The sequence below is a fragment of the Collinsella aerofaciens genome, assembly GCF_041537385.1.
In the GTDB taxonomy this organism is placed as follows: Bacteria; Actinomycetota; Coriobacteriia; order Coriobacteriales; family Coriobacteriaceae; genus Collinsella; species Collinsella aerofaciens_BV.
Genome location: NZ_JBGORS010000001.1, coordinates 24,711 through 47,769 on the forward strand (window position 1 = coordinate 24,711; position 23,059 = coordinate 47,769).

Annotated in this window: 18 protein-coding genes and 1 tRNA gene; 12 read left to right on the top strand and 7 right to left on the bottom strand. The window is 61.8% G+C overall.

Features of this window, described 5'->3' with window-relative positions:
• The first annotated feature begins 13 nt into the window (after window positions 1-13).
• Both ACEG18_RS00115 and ACEG18_RS00120 read left to right on the top strand, forming a co-directional pair.
• Window positions 14-868: a DegV family protein gene (locus ACEG18_RS00115; RefSeq protein WP_372540809.1), complete on the top strand. Its 855-nt coding sequence runs from the start codon at window positions 14-16 to the stop codon at window positions 866-868.
• Window positions 869-947: 79 nt separating this feature from the next.
• On the top strand, window positions 948-1,268 hold the full coding sequence (locus ACEG18_RS00120) for an MGMT family protein (protein ID WP_099431894.1): 321 nt from the start codon (window positions 948-950) through the stop codon (window positions 1,266-1,268).
• Between the two features lie 326 nt (window positions 1,269-1,594).
• Here ACEG18_RS00120 and trpS read toward each other — a convergent pair whose 3' ends face one another.
• Window positions 1,595-2,644, bottom strand: coding sequence for a tryptophan--tRNA ligase (gene trpS / locus ACEG18_RS00125; protein ID WP_372540811.1), 1,050 nt, complete (start codon window positions 2,642-2,644; stop codon window positions 1,595-1,597).
• Window positions 2,645-2,805: 161 nt separating this feature from the next.
• Window positions 2,806-4,005, bottom strand: a complete 1,200-nt coding sequence (locus ACEG18_RS00130; RefSeq protein WP_372540812.1) for an MraY family glycosyltransferase — start codon at window positions 4,003-4,005, stop codon at window positions 2,806-2,808.
• Window positions 4,006-4,531: 526 nt separating this feature from the next.
• On the opposite strand from ACEG18_RS00130, the gene ACEG18_RS00135 reads away from it, so the two are divergent.
• The 5 genes from ACEG18_RS00135 to proB all read left to right on the top strand — a co-directional run bounded on the left by ACEG18_RS00135 (window position 4,532) and on the right by proB (window position 8,996).
• Window positions 4,532-5,470 carry a radical SAM protein gene (locus tag ACEG18_RS00135; RefSeq protein ID WP_372540813.1) on the top strand — a complete coding sequence of 313 codons (939 nt, stop codon included), beginning with the start codon at window positions 4,532-4,534 and terminating at the stop codon, window positions 5,468-5,470.
• A 151-nt stretch (window positions 5,471-5,621) separates the two neighbouring features.
• Window positions 5,622-5,694: transfer RNA gene (locus tag ACEG18_RS00140), tRNA-Ala, on the top strand.
• Window positions 5,695-5,758: 64 nt separating this feature from the next.
• Window positions 5,759-6,199 carry a hypothetical protein gene (locus tag ACEG18_RS00145; RefSeq protein ID WP_372540815.1) on the top strand — a complete coding sequence of 147 codons (441 nt, stop codon included), beginning with the start codon at window positions 5,759-5,761 and terminating at the stop codon, window positions 6,197-6,199.
• A gap of 84 nt (window positions 6,200-6,283) precedes the next feature.
• Window positions 6,284-7,789, top strand: a complete 1,506-nt coding sequence (locus ACEG18_RS00150; protein WP_372540816.1) for a nicotinate phosphoribosyltransferase — start codon at window positions 6,284-6,286, stop codon at window positions 7,787-7,789.
• A 79-nt stretch (window positions 7,790-7,868) separates the two neighbouring features.
• Entirely contained in the window at window positions 7,869-8,996 is a 1,128-nt protein-coding gene (gene proB, locus ACEG18_RS00155; RefSeq protein WP_372540818.1) for a glutamate 5-kinase, read from the top strand.
• Between the two features lie 198 nt (window positions 8,997-9,194).
• On the opposite strand, the gene ACEG18_RS00160 is transcribed toward proB, so the two are convergent.
• Window positions 9,195-10,613 (bottom strand): alpha/beta fold hydrolase, encoded by a 1,419-nt coding sequence (locus ACEG18_RS00160; RefSeq protein ID WP_372540820.1) that lies wholly within the window; start codon window positions 10,611-10,613, stop codon window positions 9,195-9,197.
• Window positions 10,614-10,725: 112 nt separating this feature from the next.
• Between ACEG18_RS00160 and ACEG18_RS00165 the strand changes: the two genes are divergently transcribed.
• Window positions 10,726-12,012 carry a glutamate-5-semialdehyde dehydrogenase gene (locus tag ACEG18_RS00165; RefSeq protein WP_372540821.1) on the top strand — a complete coding sequence of 429 codons (1,287 nt, stop codon included), beginning with the start codon at window positions 10,726-10,728 and terminating at the stop codon, window positions 12,010-12,012.
• 59 nt (window positions 12,013-12,071) lie between these two features.
• Here the strand turns inward: ACEG18_RS00165 and ACEG18_RS00170 are convergent, their stop codons facing one another.
• The gene (locus tag ACEG18_RS00170; protein ID WP_372540822.1) at window positions 12,072-12,671 is read right to left on the bottom strand and encodes an HD domain-containing protein; all 600 of its coding nucleotides are present in this window, start codon (window positions 12,669-12,671) and stop codon (window positions 12,072-12,074) included.
• A 117-nt stretch (window positions 12,672-12,788) separates the two neighbouring features.
• Window positions 12,789-13,274, bottom strand: a complete 486-nt coding sequence (locus tag ACEG18_RS00175) for a CarD family transcriptional regulator (protein WP_006235480.1) — start codon at window positions 13,272-13,274, stop codon at window positions 12,789-12,791.
• A 342-nt stretch (window positions 13,275-13,616) separates the two neighbouring features.
• On the opposite strand from ACEG18_RS00175, the gene argS reads away from it, so the two are divergent.
• From argS to ACEG18_RS00195, 4 genes are all read left to right on the top strand, one after another.
• Window positions 13,617-15,470: an arginine--tRNA ligase gene (gene argS / locus ACEG18_RS00180; protein WP_372540824.1), complete on the top strand. Its 1,854-nt coding sequence runs from the start codon at window positions 13,617-13,619 to the stop codon at window positions 15,468-15,470.
• 528 nt (window positions 15,471-15,998) lie between these two features.
• Window positions 15,999-18,536 carry a transcription termination factor Rho gene (rho, locus tag ACEG18_RS00185; protein WP_372540826.1) on the top strand — a complete coding sequence of 846 codons (2,538 nt, stop codon included), beginning with the start codon at window positions 15,999-16,001 and terminating at the stop codon, window positions 18,534-18,536.
• 313 nt (window positions 18,537-18,849) lie between these two features.
• Window positions 18,850-20,250 carry a hypothetical protein gene (locus tag ACEG18_RS00190; RefSeq protein ID WP_372540828.1) on the top strand — a complete coding sequence of 467 codons (1,401 nt, stop codon included), beginning with the start codon at window positions 18,850-18,852 and terminating at the stop codon, window positions 20,248-20,250.
• A 7-nt stretch (window positions 20,251-20,257) separates the two neighbouring features.
• On the top strand, window positions 20,258-20,707 hold the full coding sequence (locus ACEG18_RS00195; protein WP_372540829.1) for a VanZ family protein: 450 nt from the start codon (window positions 20,258-20,260) through the stop codon (window positions 20,705-20,707).
• Between the two features lie 114 nt (window positions 20,708-20,821).
• On the opposite strand, the gene ACEG18_RS00200 is transcribed toward ACEG18_RS00195, so the two are convergent.
• On the bottom strand, window positions 20,822-21,712 hold the full coding sequence (locus ACEG18_RS00200) for an ROK family protein (protein WP_372540831.1): 891 nt from the start codon (window positions 21,710-21,712) through the stop codon (window positions 20,822-20,824).
• Window positions 21,713-21,849: 137 nt separating this feature from the next.
• Window positions 21,850-23,031 (bottom strand): pyridoxal phosphate-dependent aminotransferase, encoded by a 1,182-nt coding sequence (locus ACEG18_RS00205; protein ID WP_372540832.1) that lies wholly within the window; start codon window positions 23,029-23,031, stop codon window positions 21,850-21,852.
• Window positions 23,032-23,059: the final 28 nt, after the last annotated feature.

A 23,059-nucleotide genomic window follows, 5' to 3' on the forward strand; every position in this document is an offset into this window, starting at 1 on the left:
GAAAGGATTTGTTATGTCCGTCCGCATTATTACCGATTCCGCAAGCGATATGTCGCCGGCGGAGCACCCCGCTCTGCGTGTTTTGCCGCTGTCCGTTACCTTTGGCACCGATGTGTATATGGATGGCATCGACATCGATCACCAGCGCTTTTACGAGATGCTTGTGGAGCGCGATGAGCTGCCCAAGACCGGCCAGGTCAACCCGTACGCGTTTTCGCAGGCGATTGCCGAGGCGCGTGAGGCCGGCGACGAGGCGGTGATTATTACCGTGGGTGCCAAACTTTCGGGGACCAATCAGAGCGCCCGTACCGCGCTTGCCGAGGCGCCGGGCGGCGACGTGTATGTGGTTGATAGCAATAACGTTACCCTGGGTGAGCGCGTGCTGGTCGAGTATGCCCTGCGCCTAGTGGACGAGGGCCAGGGCGCGGCCCAGATTGCGGCGGCTGTCGAGGCCGTCCGTGACCGCGTGGTGGTTATTGGTCTGCTCGAGACGCTGGAGTACCTGGTGCGCGGCGGTCGCCTGTCTGCTGCTGCCGGCGCCGTGGGCACGCTGCTCAACGTAAAGCCCGTTGTGGCTGCCGAGGACGGTCTGATCGTGCAGCTGGGCAAGGCGCGCGGTTCCAAGAACGGACGTAACCTGCTCAACCAGAAGGTCGAAAAGGCAGGCGGCATCGACTTTTCCATGCCGCTGGCGCTCGGCTATACGGGCCTTTCGGATGCGGTGCTCAAGAAGTATATCGAGGACAGCGCGGCACTGTGGGCTGGCCACACCGAGGGCGAACTGCCCGTTCACACCATCGGCGCCACCATCGGCACCCATGTAGGCCCCGGCGCCGTAGCCGTAGCCTTCTTCCAGCCCGTCAACTAGCTCACCTGCCAAAACCACCACAAAGGGGACGGGCGCCTTTGTGGTGGTTTATGCTATTCCGGATGGAAGGGAGCGAGCAATGGCGTCTGAGGGCTTTTTTGAACGGGTGTACGAGGTGGTCGAGCAGATTCCCGAGGGGATGGTCGCCACCTACGGTCAGGTGGCGCTGCTCGCCGGTCGTCCGCGGAGTGCGCGGTACGTGGGCTACGCGCTTCACGACAATCCGCGCCCTGGTCAGATTCCCTGTCATCGCGTGGTGTTTGCCGATGGCCGCATTTGCGAGGGCTTCGCCTTTGGTGGCCCCGATGCTCAACGCGAACTTCTGCTGGGGGAGGGCGTGACATTTGCCGATTCCATGCACGTCGACTTGGGCGCCTGTCGTTGGCCGGCCGGGCTTTAACGGCTTGCTCGCGCCAAAACTACCACAAAGGTGCCTGTCCCCTTTGTGGTAGTTTTAGTTTACCGGGGTTAACTTATGGAGAAGGTGTGACGGCGAATTTTGCCGTCAGAAAGTAAACCACGGTGAACTATATTGTATTCAGCAACGGAGCAGGCCATAGGCGATGAAAAAGCCTGCCCTGTTGAGTTTGATTCGCATTCCTCCCCTCTGTGCGATTCAACGGTGTACTTCGGGAACAGGCCCGCTGGCAATTAACTGCCAGCGGGCCTGTTCCTGTTTCGGTGAGGATTCAACCTCACCGTGTATGTTGTGCGAAGGCGCTTTGCCTAGTACACCATGCCCATGGCCTCCTGAACCTCGGCAAGGGTCTGCTCGGCGATCTCGTTGGCGCGACGGTTGCCCTCGTGCAGGACGTCCTTTACGTAATCCAGGTCGTTCTCGTAGCGCTGGCGACGCTCACGGATCGGCGCGAAGTACTCGTTGACGGCCTCGGTCACGTACTTCTTGAGCTGGCCGGAGCCGCCCATGCCAATCTCCTCGGCAATCTCGACTTCGGAACGGCCGGTGCAGATGGCGGCCGTCGAAAGCAGACCGGACACGCCGGGGCGGTTCTCGGGATCGAACGTGATCATGCGCTCGGAGTCGGTCTGGCTCTTCTTGATGCGCTTGGCCGTCTCCTCGGCGGTCATCGAGATGTTGATGGCGTTGCCGTAGCTCTTACTCATCTTGCGACCGTCCAGGCCGGGCAGCAGCGGGGTCTCGGACAGCAGCGCGTCGACCTCGGGGAACACCTTGCCGTAGCGGTTGTTAAAGCGGCGGGCGATGGTGCGGGTGAGCTCGATGTGCGGCAGCTGGTCGCGACCGACGGGCACCACATTGCCCTTGCAGAACAGGATGTCGCAGGCCTGGTGCACCGGGTAGGTGAGCAGAAGGCCGGTGAGCTCGTGGCCCGAGGCCTCCATCTCGGCCTTGACCGTGGGGTTGCGCGCCAGCTCGGCCTCGGAGACCAGCGACAGGAACGGCAGCATGAGCTGGTTTGCGGCGGGTACGGCGGAGTGCGCGTAGATCATGGTCTTGTCGGGGTCGATGCCGCAGGCAAGGTAGTCCATGACCATGTTGTACACGTTGTCCTGGATGTGCTCGGTCGTATCGCGGTCAGTGATGACTTGGTAGTCGGCGATGAGCACGTTGGTCTTGGCGCCCATGTTCTGCAGCTCAACACGGCCCTTGAGGGTGCCGAAGTAGTGACCCAGGTGCAGACGGCCGGTGGGGCGGTCGCCGGTGAGCATGGTGAACTTTTCGGGCGTTTTGGCCAGGCCCTCGCGAATGGCGTTGCTCTTTTGCAGCGCGACTTCGTAGCTGTTCTCGTTTGGCATGATTGCTCCTAACGTATGTTCATGGGTCAAGATGATAACGCGTTTATTGGAGGGGCGGGTCGTAAGTAGGCGAGGGGCGGGAGAGCGGCGGCTTGTGCGATGGGCGCGGCGTGGCTGCACGTTTGGCCGGCGGCGTCTGGACGCATCCTCGGCAGCAAACCCTAGCGCCTGTGGTGCCGCTCTTCCTTACGCTCTTCCGCCGCCTGCTCCTCCTGCTTAAAGGCGGGGTCGTCGGGGGTGACGAGCTCGTCCTCGTGCGTGCGCTTGTTGTAATGGTGGCGCAGCACGGGCTCAAACAGGTGCAGGTGTTTGGCAAAGGCCGCCGAGCCAATGGCGAGCACGGTAAAGATGAGCACGCGCATGGGGACCTCGACCTGGTTAATCGCGGCGGTGCCGGCCGAAAGCATGATGCACCAGGCATAGATGAGGAGCACTGCCTGTTTTTGGTTGTAGCCCTCTTGGATCAGGCGGTGGTGGATGTGGCCCTTGTCGGCCTGCCCGATGCTAATGTGGGCGCGCTTGCGGCGCACGATGGCGCTAAACGTGTCGATGATGGGCACGCCGGCAACGATGAGCGGGATGATAAGCGAGGTGAGCGCGGCGGTGCGGCTCACGTTGAGTAGCGAGATGGAGCCCAGCGCAAAGCCCAGAAGCAGCGACCCCGAGTCGCCCAAGAAGATGCTTGCGGGGTTGAAGTTGTAGCGCAAAAAGGCCAGACAGGCGCCAAAGAGCGCAATGGAGAGCGCGGCGGCGTCGATGCGGCCCGAGAGAACGGCCATCGAAAACATGGTGAACGACGCGATGCCGCAGATGCCCGTGGCCAAGCCGTCGAGGCCGTCGATGAGGTTAATGATGTTGGTGAATGCCACCAGATAGATCACGGTGATGGGGTAGGCGAGCCATCCGAGCATGATTTCGCCGGGGGCAAACGGGTTGACGATGACGCCGATGCGCAGGCCACCCACGCAGGCGATGAGCGCAGCGAGGACCTGTCCGGCCAGCTTTTGCTTGGGCTTGAGCTGGATGACGTCGTCGATAGCGCCGGTCGCAAAGATGACGGTAAAGGAGAGCGCCAGCATGGGATAGCTAATGTGAAGGCGCGGATGCGGCACCAGGACGGGCGGCCAGCCTAGGTGCCAGGTGCCTAGGATTTGCACAATGCAGGCAACGACCAGGCCCAAAAACACCGCCGTTCCGCCCAAACGCGGGATGGGCTTGGTGTTGATGCGGCGCTTAGAAGGATAGTCGACGGCGTCGAGCTTAATTGCCAAGCGCTTGACCAGGGGCACCGTGAGGAAGGTCGTGATAAAGGCCGCCGCTGCCACGCACAGGTACGGTATGTAGCTCGGGGATGAAGCCATGAATCTAAAAACCGCCAAGCGTCGAAGGGAAAGGTCAGAAGAACGCCATGCGCAAAGGGCATAGCCGAATCATGATACTCGACCAAGGGGGGTGCATGGAATTGCACGCAGCGATAATCACGCGCTTACCAGATATTGGGATGTTGTCGATGGCTTGTCGGGATGCCGGCGGGGATCCATGTGGACTGTAATGGTGATTTTCGGCAAAAGAAAACCACCCCCCACGTTACGAAAATGAACCCACCTAAAACAGGTGGGTGCCCTCATCGACTGTTCCAGCGTCCTTAACAACGAAGGATACCTGTACTAGGTACGACTGTGTGGGCTCCCTAAATAAACGCGACGGTTCACCCAGTTGCTCCGCGGGGGGCGGAATACCTACATCATAAAGCGGCACTTTGTCGATTCCAGTCTTGACATTACAAAAATCGTGTCGGACGATTACGGCGCCTTAGGGACGGAGCCGTCTACGCGGTCTGGCCCTTTACGTTTGACCTGCTGAATCGTTGTTTTGGAGCATGTTTTTATGCCGACGTCGTTGACCGAACTTTTTTCGCCCGCCTGCCATTTGTGTCCGCGCCGTTGCGGTGCGGCGCGCGACGAGGGCGCGCGTGGCGTGTGCGGCGCAGACAACACGCTTAAGGTGGCCCGCGCAGCGCTTCATATGTGGGAGGAGCCGCCTATCTCGGGCGAGGCCGGCTCGGGCACGATTTTCTTTAGCGGCTGCTCGCTCAAATGCATCTATTGTCAGAACCACGAGATCTCAACGGGCAATTTTGGCCTTGAGATTTCGCCCGAGCGCTTGGTCGAGATTATGCTGGAGCTGCAGGAGCAGGGTGCCAATAACATCAACCTGGTGACGGCGACGCATTATGCTCACCTGCTGCCGGCCGCGATTGCCGCAGCTCGGGAGCGCGGGCTGGACATCCCGATCGTCTACAACACGAGCGGCTATGAGCGGGCGAGTGCCGTGACCGCGCTCGGCGATCTGGTCGACGTGTGGCTTACCGACTTTAAGTATGCCGACGTGGGGCTTGCGCAGTCGCTTTCTCATATTAAGGACTACCCGCGCGTGGCCGTGTCGGGTCTGGCCCAGATGGCTCGCGAGATCGATCGCCGCGGGGGAGAGCTGGTGGACGAGGACGGGCTCATGAAGCGCGGCATGATCGTGCGTCACCTGGTGCTGCCGGGGCATGCCGACGATTCGTGCCGCGTGTTAGACCTGGTGTGGCAGACGGTGGGCGACGTGCCGATCTCGGTCATGAACCAGTACACGCCCAATGCACTCATGCGCGAACAAGGCGGCGACCTGGCGCGCGCCGTGACGCGCGAGGAGTATGAGCAGGTGCTCGACCATGCCGACGACCTGGGCTTTACGACGATGTTTTGGCAAGAAGGCGGCGCGGTAGACGAGAGCTTCACCCCAGCCTTCGACACCACCGGCGTCCTCACCAGCGCAAAGTAGCGCGTTCGCCGATGATTTTTCTGGGACGGGGATTAAAAAATCATCGAGAGGATCGCCTTCTCGAAAAGTAGTCAAAAAAGCCCCGTCCCAAAAAGACTGGGTATTGGGCGTTGACAGTTGGCGAGCCGTAGGTAAAATATCAACTTGTCCTGGGGACGTAGCTCAGTTGGGAGAGCGCTGCCGTCGCATGGCAGAGGCCGAGGGTTCGACTCCCTTCGTCTCCACCCTTGGATTTGATAAGCCGCTGACATTGTGTCGGCGGCTTTTTTTAAAAGAAAGGGCTGTACCATGGCCGAGCTTGAGTCCCAACCACTGTCTGCCGAGGAACGCGCCGAGTTGGAAGAGCTCCGCGCCGAGAAAGCTCGTCGCGAGGCCCAGGAAGAGGCACGCCGCGAGCGTGAGGAGCTGGCCGCCCTGCGTGCCGAGCGTGCGAAGGCCGAGGAGGCCGCCGCGAACGTCGCCCCCGCGCCCAAGCCCGCCGCCGCGAAGCCCGCACCTGCCGCGCCCAAACCTCAGCCTAAAAAGGCCGCTCGTCCCAAGTCCGTCGATCCCAAGCCGAGCCGTGACGAGATGACCTTTGCCCAGCGCATGGTTACCTCCAAGGAGCCTACGGGCGAGAACGAGATCCCTGGCATGGCGCCGGCTCAAAAAATCATCATTGTCCTTGCCCTCATCGCGTTTGTCATCTTTATGGGCTACACGATCCTGACCAGCATGGGCCTGCTCTAGCCGATTCGCGCCGGGTGTCATGCCCGAACACTCTGCCCTTCTCCAACCCTCAACCTCTGCACAACGCATCCGAAAGGTCGCCCCATGGCTTTGACCGATATCTCTCATCCCACCGACATCGCAATGCTCACCGATCTGTACGAGCTCACTATGGCCCAGGGCCTGTGGGAGAGCGGCAAGGCCAATGAGCAAGGTTGTTTTACCGCGTTTTACCGCGACCATCCCTTTGGCAGCGCCTATGCCGTCATGTGCGGCACCGCCGAGCTGTCCGAGCTTGTCGAGAACCTGCGCTTTACGCCCGAGGATATCGACTACCTCGCCTCACTCCAGGCCCCGGCCGGCGGCGCGATGTTCAAGCCTGCATTCCTCGACTACCTGCGCGATTTTCGTGCGCATGTAAACATCGACGCCGTTCCCGAGGGCGAGCTCGTCTTTCCGCGCGAGCCCATGGTGCGCGTCACCGGTCCCGCGCTGGAATGCCAGCTGCTCGAGACGGCGCTGCTCAACATCGTTGGGTTCCAGACGCTTGTCGCCACCAAGACGGCGCGCGTGGTGCTCGCCGCCGACGGTCGCCCCGTGGCGGAGTTTGGCCTGCGCCGAGCCCAGGGTCCCGATGGCGGCCTGGCCGTTGCTCGCGCGAGCTACGTTGCCGGCTGCTCCTCTACGTCCAATGTGCTCGCCGGCCGCCGCTACGGTATTCCCGTCTTTGGCACGCATGCGCACAGCTGGGTGATGAGCTTCGATTCCGAGCTCGAGGCCTTCCGCGCCTTTGCCAAGTCGAGTCCCAAGAACTGTACGCTGCTTATCGACACCTATGACGTGCGCGAGGGCTGCGAGCATGCCATTACGGTTGCCAAGGAGATGGAGGCGGCGGGCGAGCGTCTGTCGGCCATTCGCATCGACTCCGGCGACCTCGCCAAGCTCTCCAAGTATGTTCGCGGCCGTTTTGATGCCGAGGGCCTGCCCTATGTGGGGATTTCGGTTTCCAACGATCTGGATGAGTACACGATTCAGTCGCTGCTCGACCAGGGCGCGCCCATCGACAGCTTTGGCGTGGGTACCAAGCTTGCGACCTGCTATGACCAGCCGGCGCTGGGCGGCGTGTACAAGCTTTCCGCCCGCCGTGCGAGCGAGGCAGATCCATGGACGCCGGTGGTCAAGCTCTCCGAGCAGCCCTACAAGCGCACGATCCCGGGCGTGCAACGTGTGCGCCGTTATTACGACGGCTTTGGCGGCCCGGTCTGCGACATGATCTACGACGAGGACCATCTGGCGGGGGAGGGCGCCGCGCACGGCAATACCCTCGTGGCCGTGAATGATGCCGCCTTGGTGACCGACGTGTCCGAACTTGAGTATCGCGAGCTGCTGGTGCCGATCGTGCGCGATGGCAGTGCGGTGGCTCCGCGTGAGAGCATCCAGGACGCGCGCGAGCGCTGTGCTTGGGCGCTCGATCATCTGGACGCAGCTTTCAAGCGCTTCCTGTACCCGCAGACCTATGTGGTGGGCATGGAGCAGGGCCTGGCTCAGGTGCGAGACGAGCTTGTGCGCAAGAACATGGCCGCGGCCTCGGCTTTCCCCTGGGCAAAATGATCCCTTGGGGACGGAGGAAAACGGATCATTTTCTCGTTGCCCGTTCGCCCGTTCGCTGAACAGTTGATTGGTTTGACGTATGACGATTTCTTATAAAACGATGGTGGTAAAGATCGGTTCGTCCACGGTGGTGGGTGCCGATGGCAAGGTCAACCGCGCCTTTATCGGCGGACTTGCCGATCAGGCCGCAGCGCTGCGCAAGCTCGGCTGGCGTCTGGTTGTGGTGAGCTCGGGCGCTATCGCCTGTGGCTGTCCCGTGCTGGGCTTCGACCGCAAGCCGGTCGGTGACCTGCCGAGCCTGCAGGCCTGCGCCTCGGCCGGTCAGTGCATCATCTCGTCGGCCTACGACGAGGAGTTCCATGCGCGCGACCTGCTCACCTCGCTCGTTCTGCTCACGCGCCACGATACGGCCCGCCGCACGTCCTACCTGCATGCGCGCGACGCCCTGCTGCGCCTCGTGGAGCTTGGCGTGGTGCCGGTCGTCAACGAGAACGATACCGTTACCGTCGACGAGATCAAGTTTGGCGACAACGACACGCTGGCGGCGCTTGTGAGCTGCCTGGTTTCTGCCGATTTGTGCGTGACGCTCTCGGACATCGATGGTCTCTATACTGCCAATCCGCATGAAGACCCCACGGCCGAGTTCGTCCCGGTCGTGCATAAGATCGATGCCAAGATTATTGCCTCGGCGGGCGATTCTTCCACATCGGTGGGCACGGGCGGCATGATTACCAAGATCCGCGCGAGCCGCATCCTGATGACGGCGGGCATTCAGAGCGTGATTTGCTCGGGCGAGGAGCCCGATGCGCTCGTGCGTCTCGCCCGCGGCGAGAGCGTGGGCACGCTGTTCGATCCGCCGGCGGAGCGTCTGGACATCGCACCCCGCAAGCTGTGGATCGCGCTGGGCGACAAGGCGCATGGCTCGGTGACGGTCGATGATGGTGCTGCGAAGGCGCTGGTCAGCCGTGGATCTTCCCTGCTTGCGGTGGGTATTCGCGAGGTCGATGGCCAGTTTGCCGAGGGCGATGTGCTCGATGTGTGCGATCCGAGCGGTATGGTCGTCGCCCGCGGTATCGCCGAGGCCGATTCGGACGTGCTGGAGCTTGCCGCCGGCCGCCGCCAGGACCAGATTGCCGGCAACCGCCTGCTCGCTAACCTGGCCGAGAAGCCGGCGATACACAGGGACAATTTAATCGTCTTCGCGTAACCAATTGACGCTGCAAACGCCCCTAAGCGGCAATCTGACGTTCAATCGTCGGGCATGACCAAAAGGTCAATGCCCTCCTCTTTCACGTCACCTTGCTCGCTTGGGGGCGTTTTCGCTTTCCGTCCTCTTTCTGCAATGACTTCATTAACCTGGCACCTGGGGACGTTCCTTTTGTGCCAGCAGGGGGGCACTCCTTTGCTAGAAGATCCGGCGCAGGTCTCCTCGGTTGAGGGCTTCGTCGAAGAGGTGCTTGAACACCACGCTGCCGTGCAGACCGTCGTGCTCGAACTCGTTGGTCACCCAGGCATGCGAGTTGCCCACACGGCTGAGCGTATCGAGCTGCAGGCCCGAATCGACGTACATGTCGTCGAAATACACCGCGGCCTGCAAGGGCACCTCGTTGCAGGCCAGGCGCTGCGGGTCGTAGGTCTTGTCCCAGCTGGTGTCCTCCATCAGCAGGTCCATCGCCGGCTTGAAGGGCTTAAGTTCGGGCATCTGCTCAAACATCCACGGGAACATGGCCTCGCCGGTAAACATGAGCGGTCGCGCGAGCGTGTCGAACTCGGCACGGTGTGCCTTCTCTTCTGCCGCGGCCCAGCGAATGGGCATGGTGTCGCCGTCGGCGTAGATGAACTCCTGAAGCGTCCAGTACAGCGGATTCGTGCGCGTGTTGGTGCGCTCGAAGGCGCGCATCAAAAAGCTGTCAGATACCGAGGCACCGCAGGTCAGCGTGCCGTCGCCGTCAACAAAAGCATGATCGATAATCCAATGCATGCGCTCAAAGCTCGGCTTCATGCCAAAGTCGCTGCCCATGAGCTGTAGGCGCTCGACCGTCATCGGCGAGCCGTCGGGTAGCACGGGCTTCTGAGCCTCGAGCGCATCGGCCAGGGCTGCCACGCGCTCGACGTCGGCGGGGTAGCGGTCGTAATACTGCTGCGTCTTGGCAGCCATGCGCGGGAAGGTGTGCGCGTAGACCTCGCTGGCGCTCGCCGGCACGTGGGGGATGCCGCCGCAGGTAAAGCTTGCCGCCACGCCCTCGGGGAAGAGTGACAGATAGCTCAGCGTCAAAAAGCCGCCGTAGCTCTGCCCGAGCGTGACCCAGGGCCTGCCGCCAAAGCCCACCAGGCGCAGGTACTCAAAATCGCGCACGATAGAGCTGGCGAGGTGACGCTTGAGGAGGTCTGCCTGCGAGCGGTCCGCATCGGCGCCGGCTGCCTCGGCGCGCTCGCCCAAGGCCGCGATCGTGCGTCCGTCCACGCAGCTACTGCGTCCGGTGCCGCGCTGGTCGGGCAGGACCACGCGGAAGTGCTTGACGGCCTCCTCGATCCAGCCATCGCTTGTGGGCGACAACGGACGCGGGCTCTCGCCGCCGGGGCCGCCCTGTAAAAACAGGAGCAGCGGCAGATCGTCGTTGATGCGGTCGGGCGCGCAAACCACGCGATAGAAGAGCTTGATGCTCTCGGGCGCGCCGGCGATTGGTGCCGGCATAGCGCCGCGGCGCATGGTGCTGCCGACGGCCAGGAGCATCGGCTCCAGGCCGCGCCAGTCGAGGGGGACGTCGATGCTGTGGTCCTCGACATACAGGCCGGGGACGTGGTACGAGGTGATGAGCGCCATGTGATACTTCCGTTCGTTGCGGTGTTTCGGGTTGACCAATTCTACCGCCGCGCGCGAGGCCATGCGCAAATCGGCTACCATGGTTGCAAACTTCTAGGAGAAAGGGCCGCCCATGTCGGTCGATATAGCCACGTATGTCCACGATCTTGCCGTTGCCGCTAAGGCAGCGTCGGCCTCGCTTGTCACGGCGAGCGACGAGCAGCGCCAGGAGGTCGTGCGCGCCATGGCCGCAGCACTGCGCAACGGTGTCGACTCCATCGTCGCCGCCAACGAGCTCGATATGTCCGCCGCGCGCGATGCGGGGACCTCGGCGGGGCTCCTCGACCGTCTGCTGCTGACGCCCGAGCGCGTTGAGAGTATGGCCGCCGGCCTGGAGAAGCTTGCCGAGCTGCCCGATCCTGTCGGCCGCGTGCTCGACCACCGCGTGCTCGCAAGCGGCGTGGACCTCACCCGCGTGAGCGTGCCGTTGGGCCTGGTCGCCATGGTGTACGAGGCGCGCCCCAACGTGACGGCCGACGCCGCGGGCATCTGCATCCGCACCGGCAACGCCTGCATTCTGCGCGGCGGTTCGCTAGCTTATCACTCGTGCGCCATGATTTCTGAGCTGCTGGCCGATGCGCTCGAGACCAAGGGCTTCCCGCGCGAGGCCGTGTCGATGATCGAGTCTACCGACCGCGAGGCCACCGGCGAGCTCATGAAGCTCCGCGGCGTCGTCGATGTGCTCATTCCGCGTGGCGGTGCGGGCCTGATCCAGCGCTGCGTGCGCGAGTCACTCGTTCCGGTGATCGAGACGGGCACGGGTAACTGCCACATCTACGTGCATGAATCCGCCGACTTCGATAAAGCGCTCAATATTATCGTCAACGCTAAGACGCAGCGCGTGGGCGTGTGCAATGCCGCCGAGTCGCTGCTGGTCGACCGTGCCGTGGCCGATGCGTTTTTGCCCGCGGTCGTGGCCGTGCTGCATGACCACGGCGTGCTCATTCACGGCGACGAGGCTACGTGCTCCGCGTGCGCTGACGCCGGCTTTGTGGAGGGCGATGACTACGTCGCCGCGACTGAGGAGGACTGGGGCCGTGAGTACCTGGCGCTCGAGATGAGCGTGAAGGTCGTGGCGAACGAGGATGAGGCCATCGCGCACATCAACCGCTACGGGACCATGCATTCCGAGGCCATCATCGCCGAGGACGAGGATGCATGCGAGCGCTTCCTGGATGCGGTCGATGCCTCGGCCGTGTATACCAACGCCAGCACGCGCTTCACTGACGGCGGCGAGTTTGGGCTGGGTGCCGAGATCGGCATCTCGACCCAAAAGCTCCACGCCCGCGGCCCCTTTGCCGCCGAGGCCCTCACCACCTACAAATACAAGCTCCGCGGCACCGGCCAGGTCCGCCCCTAACGCCCGCGCAAACAAAAACCACCACAAAGGTGCCTGTCCCCTTTGTGGTGGTTTTGGAATTAAGCCTGGAAGGTGTCGCGGTCGGGGGCGAAGGATTGCATGGCTGCGATGGTACGGTCGAAGAGCTTGGGGAGCTCCCAGCCCAGCATCTCGGCGCCCTGCGAAATCACATCGCGCGAGCAGCCGGCGGCAAAGCGCTTGTCCTTGAACTTTTTCTTGAGCGACTTGGTCGTAAAGTCCATGACGCTCTTACTCGGACGCATGATGACGGCAGCGCCGATCAAGCCGGTGAGCTCGTCGCAGGCAAACAGTATCTTTTCCATCTGCAGCTCGGGCTTGGGCAGCGAGGTGTTGAAATCGGACGTGTGCGTCTGAATGGCGCGAATGAGATCGGGAGAGGCGCCCTCGCCCTCGAGGATCTCGGCCGCATAGATGGTGTGGTTCATGGGATCGTCCTCATGCTCCTCCCAATCCAGGTCGTGCAGCAGGCCGACGATGCCCCAAAACTCCTCGTTCTCAGGGTCGAACTCGCGCGCAAAGTAGCGCATGGTGCCCTCGACCGTCTCGCCATGGGTGATGTGGAACGGGTCCTTGTTGTGCTCGTTGAGCAGTTCGAATGCGCGGTCGCGGGTGATTCCGGCGGTAAGTGGCTCTGCCATAAGAGGCTCCTTGTGCTCGTAGGTATCGCTAAGAATGAATACTACTAGAACGACTAGAACGAAAAAACCACCACAAAGGTGCCTGTCCCCTTTGTGGTGGTTTTTGGCGCGGATGGGTTAGTTGAGGGCGGCTTGGGCTAGGCGGGCTTCGGCGGCCTCTTCGGTGACGCCCAGGGCCACGGCGAACTCCTCTATGGAGCGGCGCTTGGCCTCCTTAAGTACGCGCATGTAGTAGGAGCTGGGCTTTTTATCAGCTTCCTCGGCCTGGCGAATGCGGTGCATCATGGTCTTTGCCACGCGGACCGTCTCGGGCGCGCCCAGCTTGAGTTGCTGCTTAAAGTGCGTCTCCTCAAGCGAGCTGTTACGCTCGGTAAAGGTGTCGCACTCCAGCTCGTCATAGTGGCTCAGCAGGTGCTCGGCATCTTGCTGGGAGATGGCGGCATGCAAACGATCGGCCTGCGCCACGGGGTACATGAGGATCGTCTGCGCATGTCCCTGCTTGGTCTCGAGCAACAGCATGGGCTGCGGCGTGTCGTCCCTAAAACCGACGACGGTGCAGACTCCCTGACCCGGATGAATGACGTGTTGACCGATTGAGAACATGCTACCTCCAACTTATACGAATTTGCGTATGTCTAGAATACCACGCTGACGTGCGGAAACCCTTACTTTATGCAGGAAAAGCACACAACTCCGATAGGTAAGAGTATTCGATAAAAGACACAGCTCATTCACACCTTTATGCATTTTCAACGCGTGCATAATCTGCAGGCAGACCGGCATCTTTGAGAGACTCCATACAAGCTGTAGTCAATTTTGTGCATATGCAATTTCGATTGGCTTTACCCTGCGATAGTGCCCGTCGCTTGTGATAGAGTGCTACAAACTCTGGCTTTTGCCCTACGAGTGACCAAGAGCTCGGGGGCTTTAACACAAGGAGGATCTATGCCCGAGAAGATTGAAGAGCTGGTACGCGCTGCGCTTGCTGCGGCCCAGGAGGCCGGCGACCTTTCCGCATTTGAACTTGACGATTGCGCTATCGAGCGACCGGCTGACACTTCTCATGGCGAGTGGACCTCCACCATGGCCCTGAAGTCCGCCAAGCTGGCTCACTGCGCCCCGCGCAAGATCGCCGAGGCCGTCGTTGCCCATATGCCCGAGGATCCCGCAATCGAGAAGGTCGAGATCGCCGGCCCTGGATTCATCAACTTCTATCTCTCCGTTGCCGTCAAGAACGCCATCTTTGGCGAGGCTCGCGAGAAGGGTATGGACTTCGCTAAGTCCAACGTCGGTGGCGGCCTGAAGACCCAGGTCGAGTTCGTCTCCGCTAACCCCGTCGGCCCCATGCACATCGGTCATGGCCGCTGGGCCGCTCTGGGCGACTCCCTTTGCCGTGTTATGGACCACGCCGGTTACGACATCCAGCGTGAGTTCTACATCAACGACCACGGCTCTCAGATGAACACCTTCGGCAACTCCATCAGCACGCGCTATATGCAGCTTGCCGACATCATCGCCAAGCAGGGCGTGGATATCGACGAGGCTCACAAGCTTCTGATCGCCGACCGCGACGCCTTTGTTGCCGACGAGAACGACGAGCACCCCGAGACCCATCCGTATCAGGACAACTTTGCCGAGACCTTGGGCAAGGACTCTTACGGCGGCGACTACATCATCGACGAGGCCGCCGAGTTCTGGCGCACCGACGGCGACAAGTGGGTCGACGCCGATCCGCAGGAGCGTATGGAGAGCTTCCGCGAGCGCGGCTATGTGAAGATGGTCGACAACATGCGCGACCTCTGCCACGCCGTCAATTGCGACTTCGATCGTTGGTACTCCGAGCGTTCGCTGTACGTGAAGGACACCGAGGGCGAGACCGCCGGCACCTCCGCCGTCGACCGCGCTTTTGAGAAGCTCGACAAGATGGGCTACCTCTACACCAAGGACGGGGCCCTGTGGTTCCGCTCCACCGACCTGGGCGATGACAAGGACCGCGTCCTGATCAAGTCCGACGGCGAGTACACCTACTTCGCCTCCGACGTTGCCTATCACTGGGATAAGTTCCAGCGCGTCGACCACGTCATCGACATCTGGGGCGCCGACCACCACGGCTACATCGACCGCGTCCGCTGCGTCTGCGACGCTCTTGGCTATCCCGGCAAGTTTGAGGTTCTGCTGGGCCAGCTCGTCAACCTGCTGCGCAACGGCAAGCCCGTCCGTATGTCCAAGCGCAAGGGCACCATGGTGACCCTGCAGGAGCTCGTCGACGAGGTCGGCTCCGACGCCGCCCGTTACACGCTCATCTCCAAGAGCTCCAACCAGATGGTCGACTTCGATATCGAGGCCGTCAAGAAGCGCGACAACTCCAACCCGGTGTACTACGTGCAGTACGCTCACGCTCGCGTGTGCTCCATCCTGCGCCGTGCCGCCGACGTAACGCCTGAGCAGGCCGACGAGATGGGCATGAAGGCCGTTGCCGCCAAGGCCATCGGTGAGAACGTCGATTACTCGCTGCTGACCGACCCGACCGAGCTCGCCCTTTCGCGCAAGCTCAACGAGCTCACCGACCTGATCGCCAGCTGCGCTCGCGATCGCGCTCCGTTCCGTCTGACCCACTTTGCTGAGGAACTCGCCGGTGACTTCCACAGCTTCTACGCTGCCTGCCAGGTTCTGCCGAGCGAGGGCCGTCCCGTCGACCCCGAGCTCTCGCGCGCCCGTCTGGCCGCCTGCGACGCCGTCCGCGTGACGCTCGCCCTGGTGCTTACCCTTGTTGGCGTTTCCGCGCCCGAGCAGATGTAATCTGCGGGTCATTTGACCGTGTAGGTTTGGTTTAACTGAGCCCTATAAGCCCGATCTCCTACGGAGGTCGGGCTTTTTTCGCAAACGCCGACGTATTGATGAATTTGGAACTGCTGGAAATACGAAACTATGCCGGTTTACTACGATGAATTGAGGAATTCTAACCACGCCGGCTTTTTGCTAAAAAGTGCAAGGCATCTACCTGCGGTTTTAGTTCAACAAGTTTCGGAGTGGTCGCGGTTGAGCGATTCATCGTAGTAAACCGCCATAGTTTTGGCGGAGGCAGTCAGATTTGTGGGTGGCAAACAAAGAGTGTCCCTTTTGACTAGTCGTTTAAGAACGTCCCCAATGACTAAGTTGCAGGTGGCGGCGGTTGTGTTACACTAACGCTGCGTAGTTGACGCAATCATCTCGATACAGATCAATGATGTCCGTCGTTTTGAACGGAACTAGACTGTTTAGCCGCCCTGAAGGTTTATGCAGGGAGCATGTGATCACAGGGCTTGAAAAGAAAGTTGAGCAAACACTGTGTCTGATCAACAGCAAGAAAACGAAATAACGACGACGCAGGCCGCTCCCGCTGCACCGGTTGCGTCGGACCAGGTCGCGGCGCCCGCTCAAGCCTTGGCTCCTGAGACGCCTAAGGCTGCAACGGCTGAGAAGGCCGTGCCTGCAACTGGTGAGGAGGCTGCTCCGGCAAAGCCCAAGCGTACGCGCCGCACGGCCAAGCCTGCTGCTGACGGCGAGGAGGTCACCAAGCCCAAGCGCCGTACCACGCGCACGACGCGCGCCAAGCGCACCGTTGCAGCTGACTCCTCGGCGCCGATTTCCGATGAGGTCGCGCAGGCACGTGCGTTGGCGCAGATTAGCGAGGCCCAGGTGGTGCGCGCCCGCCGTCGTGCTGCCGAGCGTGAGGCCGCGGCTCTGACCGAGCTTGCAGCTCCGTCTGTGCCCGAGACGCCTGCCGCCGACCAGCCGACCGAGAAGCCGGCACCGCGCACACGCCGTCGCACGGTTGCTAAGGCCGAGCAGGTTGCCGATCAGGTAACCCCCGAGCTCACTGAGGCTTCGGTCCGTTCCGCGGCAGGGGAGGGCACATCGCCTGTTGAGCCCGCTGCGCCTGTCGAGGCCAACGAAGTTCCCGTTGTCGATCCGGCTTTGCGCCCGCACCGTCGCGGTCGCAAGCCCAAGGCCTTTGTCGAGGCCGAGAAGGCCGCAGCCGCAGCCGCCGCCGCTCGGGATGCTGCGGTGACCGCCAAGTCCTCAACTGCTGCCGATGTACCCGTCCAGGATGCTACGACTTCCGAGGCCGTTTCTGCCGATGCCGAGCCCGCCGACGTCCGTCCCGGTCGCAGCCGTCGCACTGCTGCTAAGCGCACGTCCAAGGCTAAGGCTGCCAAGAAGGGTGCGTCCGAGGATTCCGCCGAGACGACCGCCGATGCATCGACTGATGCCGTCGAGCCCCAGGACGTCGAACAGCCTGCATCCGAGAAGCCCAAGCGCGGTCGCAAGAAGTCCGTTAAGGCCAAGGCCGCCGAGCAGCAGGCTGATGTCGAAGCGCAGGTTGATTCTGGCGCCGAGGCCAATGACGCCGCTGCGGCCAATGTTGACACCGCCGCAACCGATGGTGCCGCCCACGCCGAGGGCGAAGACGGCGCTCGCCCAAACCGTCGCCAGCACAAGCGCAACGAGGAGCGCAACGAGCGCAAGGACGAGCGCAACAACGACCGTCGCAACCGCCAGCGCGATCGCAAGCAACGCAACAAGGAGCGTAATGCCGCTCCCACCGAGCCCACGCTTTCGCGCGAGGAGCTCGCTGCCATGAAGGTCGCCGAACTTCGCGAGAAGGCCAAGGAGTTCGAGATCGAGACGACCGGCAAGAAGAAAGCCGAGCTCGTCGAGGAGATCTACGTCACCGCCGCGAAAGCCGAGGGCTTCCGCGATATCAAGGGCATTCTGCAGATTCGCCCGGACAGCTCCGGCATCATCCACGCCCATGGCTACATGAAGTCCAACGACGACGCCTTCGTGCCCGCCTACCTCATCCGCTCCGCGCGCCTGCGCACGGGTGACGTCATCGAGGGCTCGCTGCGTCCTTCGCGCGGTGGCGACAAGCGCGCCGGCCTCGCCAAAATCACGACCGTCAACGGTCTGGACCCCGAGCAGATTCGCAACCGTCCCAAGTTCGGCGACCTCACTCCGGTCTATCCCAACGAGCCGCTGCGCATGGAGCACGGCAAGGACTCTATTACCGGTCGCGCCATCGACATCGTGTCACCGATCGGCAAGGGTCAGCGTGGCCTGATCGTGTCCCCACCCAAGGCCGGCAAGACCACGATCCTCAAGAAGATCTGCCAGTCTATCTCGATTAACAACCCCGAGGTGCACCTCATCTGCCTGCTCGTCGACGAGCGCCCCGAAGAGGTCACCGATATGCAGCGTTCCATCAAGGGTGAGGTTGTAGCGTCGACCTTCGATATGCCTGCCGACAACCACACCCGCGTGGCAGAGCTCGTCATCGAGCGCGCCAAGCGCATCGTAGAGCTGGGTGGCGACGTCGTGGTGGTGCTCGACTCCATCACGCGCCTCGCCCGCGCCTACAACTTGGCGGCGCCCGCCTCGGGCCGCATCCTTTCGGGCGGCGTCGATTCGGCGGCACTGTATCCGCCCAAGCGCTTCCTGGGTGCAGCCCGCAATATCGAGAACGGTGGCTCGCTCACCATCCTGGCCTCTGCCCTCATCGACACCGGTTCCAAGATGGACGAGGTCATTTTTGAGGAGTTCAAGGGTACCGGCAACATGGAGCTTAAGCTCGACCGCGACCTGGCCGACCGCCGCATCTTCCCGGCTATCGACCCCGTTGCCTCCGGTACACGTAACGAGGACCTGTTGGTCGACGAGCAGATGCGCCCGTTTGTCTTTGGTCTGCGTCGCATTCTTGCCGGCATGAACAACACCGAGCGCGCAGCCGCATCGTTTATCAAGGGTCTTAAGGGCACCAACACCAACCAGGAGTTCCTGGTGCGTTCGGCCAAAAAACACAGCGACTACGAGCAGACGTTCTAGGTTGTCATCCACGCGCAGCAATAGTCATCAATGCGATAAAGGGTCGGGGCTTTGAGCCTCGGCCCTTTTCCATAGCGCCGCTCCGCGCTTATTTTTGACCGTAAGACCGACGAGCAGCAGGTTTCCCGTTTCAATCCGACATCGTCGCTTGCAATCGACAGGGCGGTTTCGCATAATAGCTTTTAAGCTTCGCGACGGAAAACGCAGATGAAACGAACCATATACCGTTGCTTTGGGGCATAGCCCCGCTTCATCTTCTCTCGCGCAGCCAACTGAATGATGCGATTTGGGTGCTGGAAGATGGGGAGAGCTCATGGCTTCTTCTGATGCAACACAACGAGCAGTCCTTGCCGGACTTTCGTGCGGGATCGGCCTTGCCGCTCCCGTGGTTATGTATGGCGCGACGCTGCCGTTTTCGTCGGTGAACGAGACGGTCGTAGCGGGTGCGGTTCCCTTCGCCGTGGGCGCGGTGGCGGGCGTGGGTATCTATGCCGCCTCGCTGGGTATCTCCGAGTACCGTGCGCAGCGTGAAGAGCGTCTGTTCCAGCCCGATGCCATGGGCGGTGCCGCCAATCTCAATCAGCATCAAAGCGAGTTCAAGACCGCCTCGATTCCAGCTCAGCAGCATGATGCTACTCCTTACGCTGCGGCTTCTGCTTCTCAGGCTCAGTCGGAGCAGTCTACCTCGGCATTCCTTTCCGGCCTGACTGGTGCGTTCCAGCGCCGTCATGCCGATGATGGTGTCCCTACCATCGCTCGAGCCGCAGATGCTATGGACGAGGCCGAGGCTTGGTCCATGATCGACAGCATGCTCGACGACGATTCGCCGGTTAGCTGCGACCCTGCGCGCTCGCGCGACGTCTATCAAGTCGCCATCGACGAGCTCACCAACGGCGGGCAGACCGGCTCCTTCAATCGCGATGACATCGCCGCCGCGGCACGCGCCGTGTCGGGCTCCCAGGCCGCCCCTGCGGGCAGCACGGCGGCTTTCGTGGCACTCGTTGCCAACGCGGCAGGCAATAACGCCTACAGCGCTACCTCGGCGGACGCGAACGCTTCTGCCGATAATTCGTACATTGATGAAGCCATGACCGCGGACGAGGAGGCCGTTGCCGCCCGCCGCGCCGCCGAAAGCTCGCTTTGGGGCGCTCCTGCCCAGCAGCAGGCGGCTGAGGCTGCGCCGTACAACGCAAACCTCGCCAGCATGCCTATCATTTCCGGTGTCGCGGACATCGATCTCGATGACCTCGATGAGCCTGCGGCCATCACCGCATCGATTGATGCCCAAGATCGCATCGACACCGGCGACCTTCCGGATGCCTCGCTCGAGGTTGATGTCCCCATGGCCGATTACTCGGGCCACGAGGACATGTGGGCCGCCGCCACCGCGATTCTGGACGAGATCGACGAGCCGGCTCCTGTTGCAGCTCCCGCTCCCGTCGCTGCCCCTCAGCCTGCTGCACCCGCCTATGTCGGCCGTCACGGCGCTGTGTTCCCCGAGGATACCGCCCGTATCTCGCGCGAGGGCATCGAGCGGGCCGAGGCTATTGCCGCCGGCATTATGGAAAATCGTCGTCACGAGCGCGTCAATCAGATCCTCGAGGAAGAGATCGAGCGCCTGCAGTCCTCTACCGCCAAGCGTACGGGCCGTGCCTATCTGAGCGTTATCGAGGGCGGTACCGCCAGCTTCGCGCCGCTCCGCGCGGAGGCATAACTTCTGCATGGTTAAGATCAATCGAAAATGGGCGGTCGTGACCTGCCTGATGGCGCTCTTGATCTGGGGCAATTCGCTGGTTCCCGGCTCGGGGTCGGGCTCGCTGAGCCTAACGGTCATGGAAGCTATCCGCGGTTTCCTGCACGGCGTGGGACTTCCATATGAATGGGTGACCAACTTTGTTGTTCGCAAGTGCGCGCATTTTACCGAGTATATGGTGCTCGGCGTCCTGGCAACGCATGCCTTTGATTTTGAGGGCCGGCGCACCTTTGACGTGCTGCTGCCCACGGCGGTGTTCCTGCTGCTGATTCCCTCGATCGACGAGACGATTCAGCTCTTTGTGCCGGGGCGCGCCGGCATGATCACCGATGTGATGATCGACTGCTGTGGAGCGGCAACGGGTGTTGTGCTCCGATATCTCTTACGGTCGCTGATGTGCGCCAAAAAAGCCGCCTAGGACGTATTGTTTGGTCCTAGGCGGCCTTTTTTATTTGAGGGCTTATATGAGGCGTGATGGCGTTGTTCCGTAGGTCGGATTTGCCGGGCGCGCCATGCCCTGCGGGTGCGTCTGCTACTGAAGCGCCTGTGCGCCCAGGGCCAGGCAGCCCATAATGCCCTGTTTGCCCTCGAGGCTGTTGTTGACGATGTAGCTATCGATGTCGGCCATCTCGAACGTGACGATGTAGCCGTTGAGCATCTCGGCGCACTTCTTGCGCGCGAGCGGCACGATGGGGGTGTGGTCGGCCACGCCGCCACCGATGACGATCTTCTGCGGTGCGTAGCACAGGATGTAGGTCATGAGCGCCTGCGCCAGATAGCCGGCGAGCAGGTCCATGGCCTCCGGGTCATCGGCCATCTCTCCGGCGCTCTTGCCACCCCAGCGCTTTTTGACGCCGGGACCGGCGATGAGGCCCTCGAGGCAGTTGTCGTGGAAGGGGCAGCCGCTGTGCTCGCCAATGGTGTCGCGCGGGTCGCGAGTGACCAGGATGTGGCCGGCCTCGGGATGCATCATGCCGTGCACGAGCTTACCGCCCGAGAGCACGCCGGCGCCCACGCCGGTACCGATGGTCAGATACACCACGTCAGTGAGGCCCTGGGCGCAACCAAAGGTGACCTCGCCCAGGCAGGCGACGTTGACGTCGGTGTCGTAGCCGCAGGGAATATTGAGCTCGTTTTGGATGGTGCCCAGCAGGTCAAAGTAGCGCCATGCCGTTTTGGGCGTCTCCAGGATCTTGCCGTATTGGGGCGAGGCAGGGTTGACTGCGGTGGGGCCAAAGGCGCCGATGCCCAGCGCGGCGATGCCCTTGTCGGCAAACCATGCGTTGACGGCCTCAACGGTCTCCTGCGGGGTCGTGGTCGCAATCTGCTCGCGTTCCAGGACCGTGCCGTCTGCATAGCCCGTGGCGCAGACCATCTTGGTGCCGCCGGCCTCGAGTGCTCCGATGAGCTGCTGCTCTGCCATAGTATTCCTCTCTGGGACGAGTTGCTCCGTGACTAAAGTATAGCGCTCTAAAAAATAAATGAGGTCGCTATAAAAAGAAACCTCGTGGCCCAACGGGTTCACGAGGTTTCTTTAGTGCCTTTAGTTACTGACCGTACTTACCCGCGCGGTTTGATTTTATCACGCAGGAACTTGAGGTTCTCCAGTGCTGCGTTGAGCGTCTCGTCACGCTTGGCAAAGTGGAAGCGGATGAGGTGGTTGACGGGCTCGCGGAAGAAGCTGGAGCCCGGAACGGCGCCCACGCCCACCTTGGAGGCCAGATCCTCGCAGAAGTTGAGGTCGCTGTCATAGCCAAACTCAGAGATGTCCATCATCACGTAGTAGGCGCCCTGCGGCACGTTGTGCGTGAGGCCGATGCTGTCGAGTCCCTGACAGAATAGGTCGCGCTTGGCGGTGTAGAGGTCGAGGACCTCCTGGTAATAGCTGTCGTCGAAGTTGAGGGCGGTGACGACGGCCTCTTGCAGGGGAGCGGCGGCGCCTACGGTGAGGAAGTCGTGGACCTTCTTGATGCGCTCGGTGATTTCGGCAGGGGCGATAGTGTAGCCCAGACGCCAGCCGGTGATGGAGTAGGTCTTGGACAGCGAGCTGCAGCTGATGGTTCGCTCGAACATGCCGGGCAGCGTGGCCATATAGACGTGCTCGTGGGGCGCGTAGACGATGTGCTCGTATACCTCGTCGGTGATGCAGTAGGCGTCGTACTTTTTGCACAGGTCTGCGATAAAGGTGAGCTCCTCGCGGGTAAAGACCTTGCCACAGGGGTTGGACGGGTTGCATAGGACGATTGCCTTGGGATCGTTGTCTCGGAAGGCTGCCTCGAGGACCTCACGGTCGAAGTCAAAGGTGGGCGGGTTGAGCGGCACATAGATGGGCTCAGCGCCCGAGAGGATCGTGTCGGCGCCGTAGTTCTCGTAGAACGGCGAGAAAATGACGACCTTGTCGCCGGGGTTTGTGACCGTCATCATGGCGGCCATCATGGCCTCGGTGGAGCCGCAGGTGACCACGATGTTCTCGTTGGGGTTGATCGGCATGCCCATAAAGTGCTCCTGCTTGGTGGCAAGCGCCTCGCGCATGACCTGGGAGCCCCAGGTGATGGAGTACTGGTGGTAAAGCGGCTTGGGGTCGGTGGCAATGGTGCTGAGGCTATCGAGCAGCTGCGCCGGGGGATCGAAATCGGGGAAGCCCTGCGACAGGTTGACGGCACCATACTTGTTGGAGATGCGCGTCATGCGGCGGATGACCGAATCGGTAAACGCCGCCGTGCGGTTGGAGAGTTCTTTCATGCCTATCCTTTCGAGCATTGGGTGGAGC

Bases quoted from the DNA above. Each gene is read 5' to 3' on its own strand.
- ACEG18_RS00115 (WP_372540809.1), top strand. From the start codon at position 14: ATGTCCGTCCGCATTATTACCGATTCCGCAAGCGATATGTCGCCGGCG.
- ACEG18_RS00120 (WP_099431894.1), top strand. From the start codon at position 948: ATGGCGTCTGAGGGCTTTTTTGAACGGGTGTACGAGGTGGTCGAGCAG.
- trpS (WP_372540811.1), bottom strand. From the start codon at position 2,644: ATGCCAAACGAGAACAGCTACGAAGTCGCGCTGCAAAAGAGCAACGCC.
- ACEG18_RS00130 (WP_372540812.1), bottom strand. From the start codon at position 4,005: ATGGCTTCATCCCCGAGCTACATACCGTACCTGTGCGTGGCAGCGGCG.
- ACEG18_RS00135 (WP_372540813.1), top strand. From the start codon at position 4,532: ATGCCGACGTCGTTGACCGAACTTTTTTCGCCCGCCTGCCATTTGTGT.
- ACEG18_RS00145 (WP_372540815.1), top strand. From the start codon at position 5,759: ATGGCCGAGCTTGAGTCCCAACCACTGTCTGCCGAGGAACGCGCCGAG.
- ACEG18_RS00150 (WP_372540816.1), top strand. From the start codon at position 6,284: ATGGCTTTGACCGATATCTCTCATCCCACCGACATCGCAATGCTCACC.
- proB (WP_372540818.1), top strand. From the start codon at position 7,869: ATGACGATTTCTTATAAAACGATGGTGGTAAAGATCGGTTCGTCCACG.
- ACEG18_RS00160 (WP_372540820.1), bottom strand. From the start codon at position 10,613: ATGGCGCTCATCACCTCGTACCACGTCCCCGGCCTGTATGTCGAGGAC.
- ACEG18_RS00165 (WP_372540821.1), top strand. From the start codon at position 10,726: ATGTCGGTCGATATAGCCACGTATGTCCACGATCTTGCCGTTGCCGCT.
- ACEG18_RS00170 (WP_372540822.1), bottom strand. From the start codon at position 12,671: ATGGCAGAGCCACTTACCGCCGGAATCACCCGCGACCGCGCATTCGAA.
- ACEG18_RS00175 (WP_006235480.1), bottom strand. From the start codon at position 13,274: ATGTTCTCAATCGGTCAACACGTCATTCATCCGGGTCAGGGAGTCTGC.
- argS (WP_372540824.1), top strand. From the start codon at position 13,617: ATGCCCGAGAAGATTGAAGAGCTGGTACGCGCTGCGCTTGCTGCGGCC.
- ACEG18_RS00190 (WP_372540828.1), top strand. From the start codon at position 18,850: ATGGCTTCTTCTGATGCAACACAACGAGCAGTCCTTGCCGGACTTTCG.
- ACEG18_RS00195 (WP_372540829.1), top strand. From the start codon at position 20,258: ATGGTTAAGATCAATCGAAAATGGGCGGTCGTGACCTGCCTGATGGCG.
- ACEG18_RS00200 (WP_372540831.1), bottom strand. From the start codon at position 21,712: ATGGCAGAGCAGCAGCTCATCGGAGCACTCGAGGCCGGCGGCACCAAG.
- ACEG18_RS00205 (WP_372540832.1), bottom strand. From the start codon at position 23,031: ATGAAAGAACTCTCCAACCGCACGGCGGCGTTTACCGATTCGGTCATC.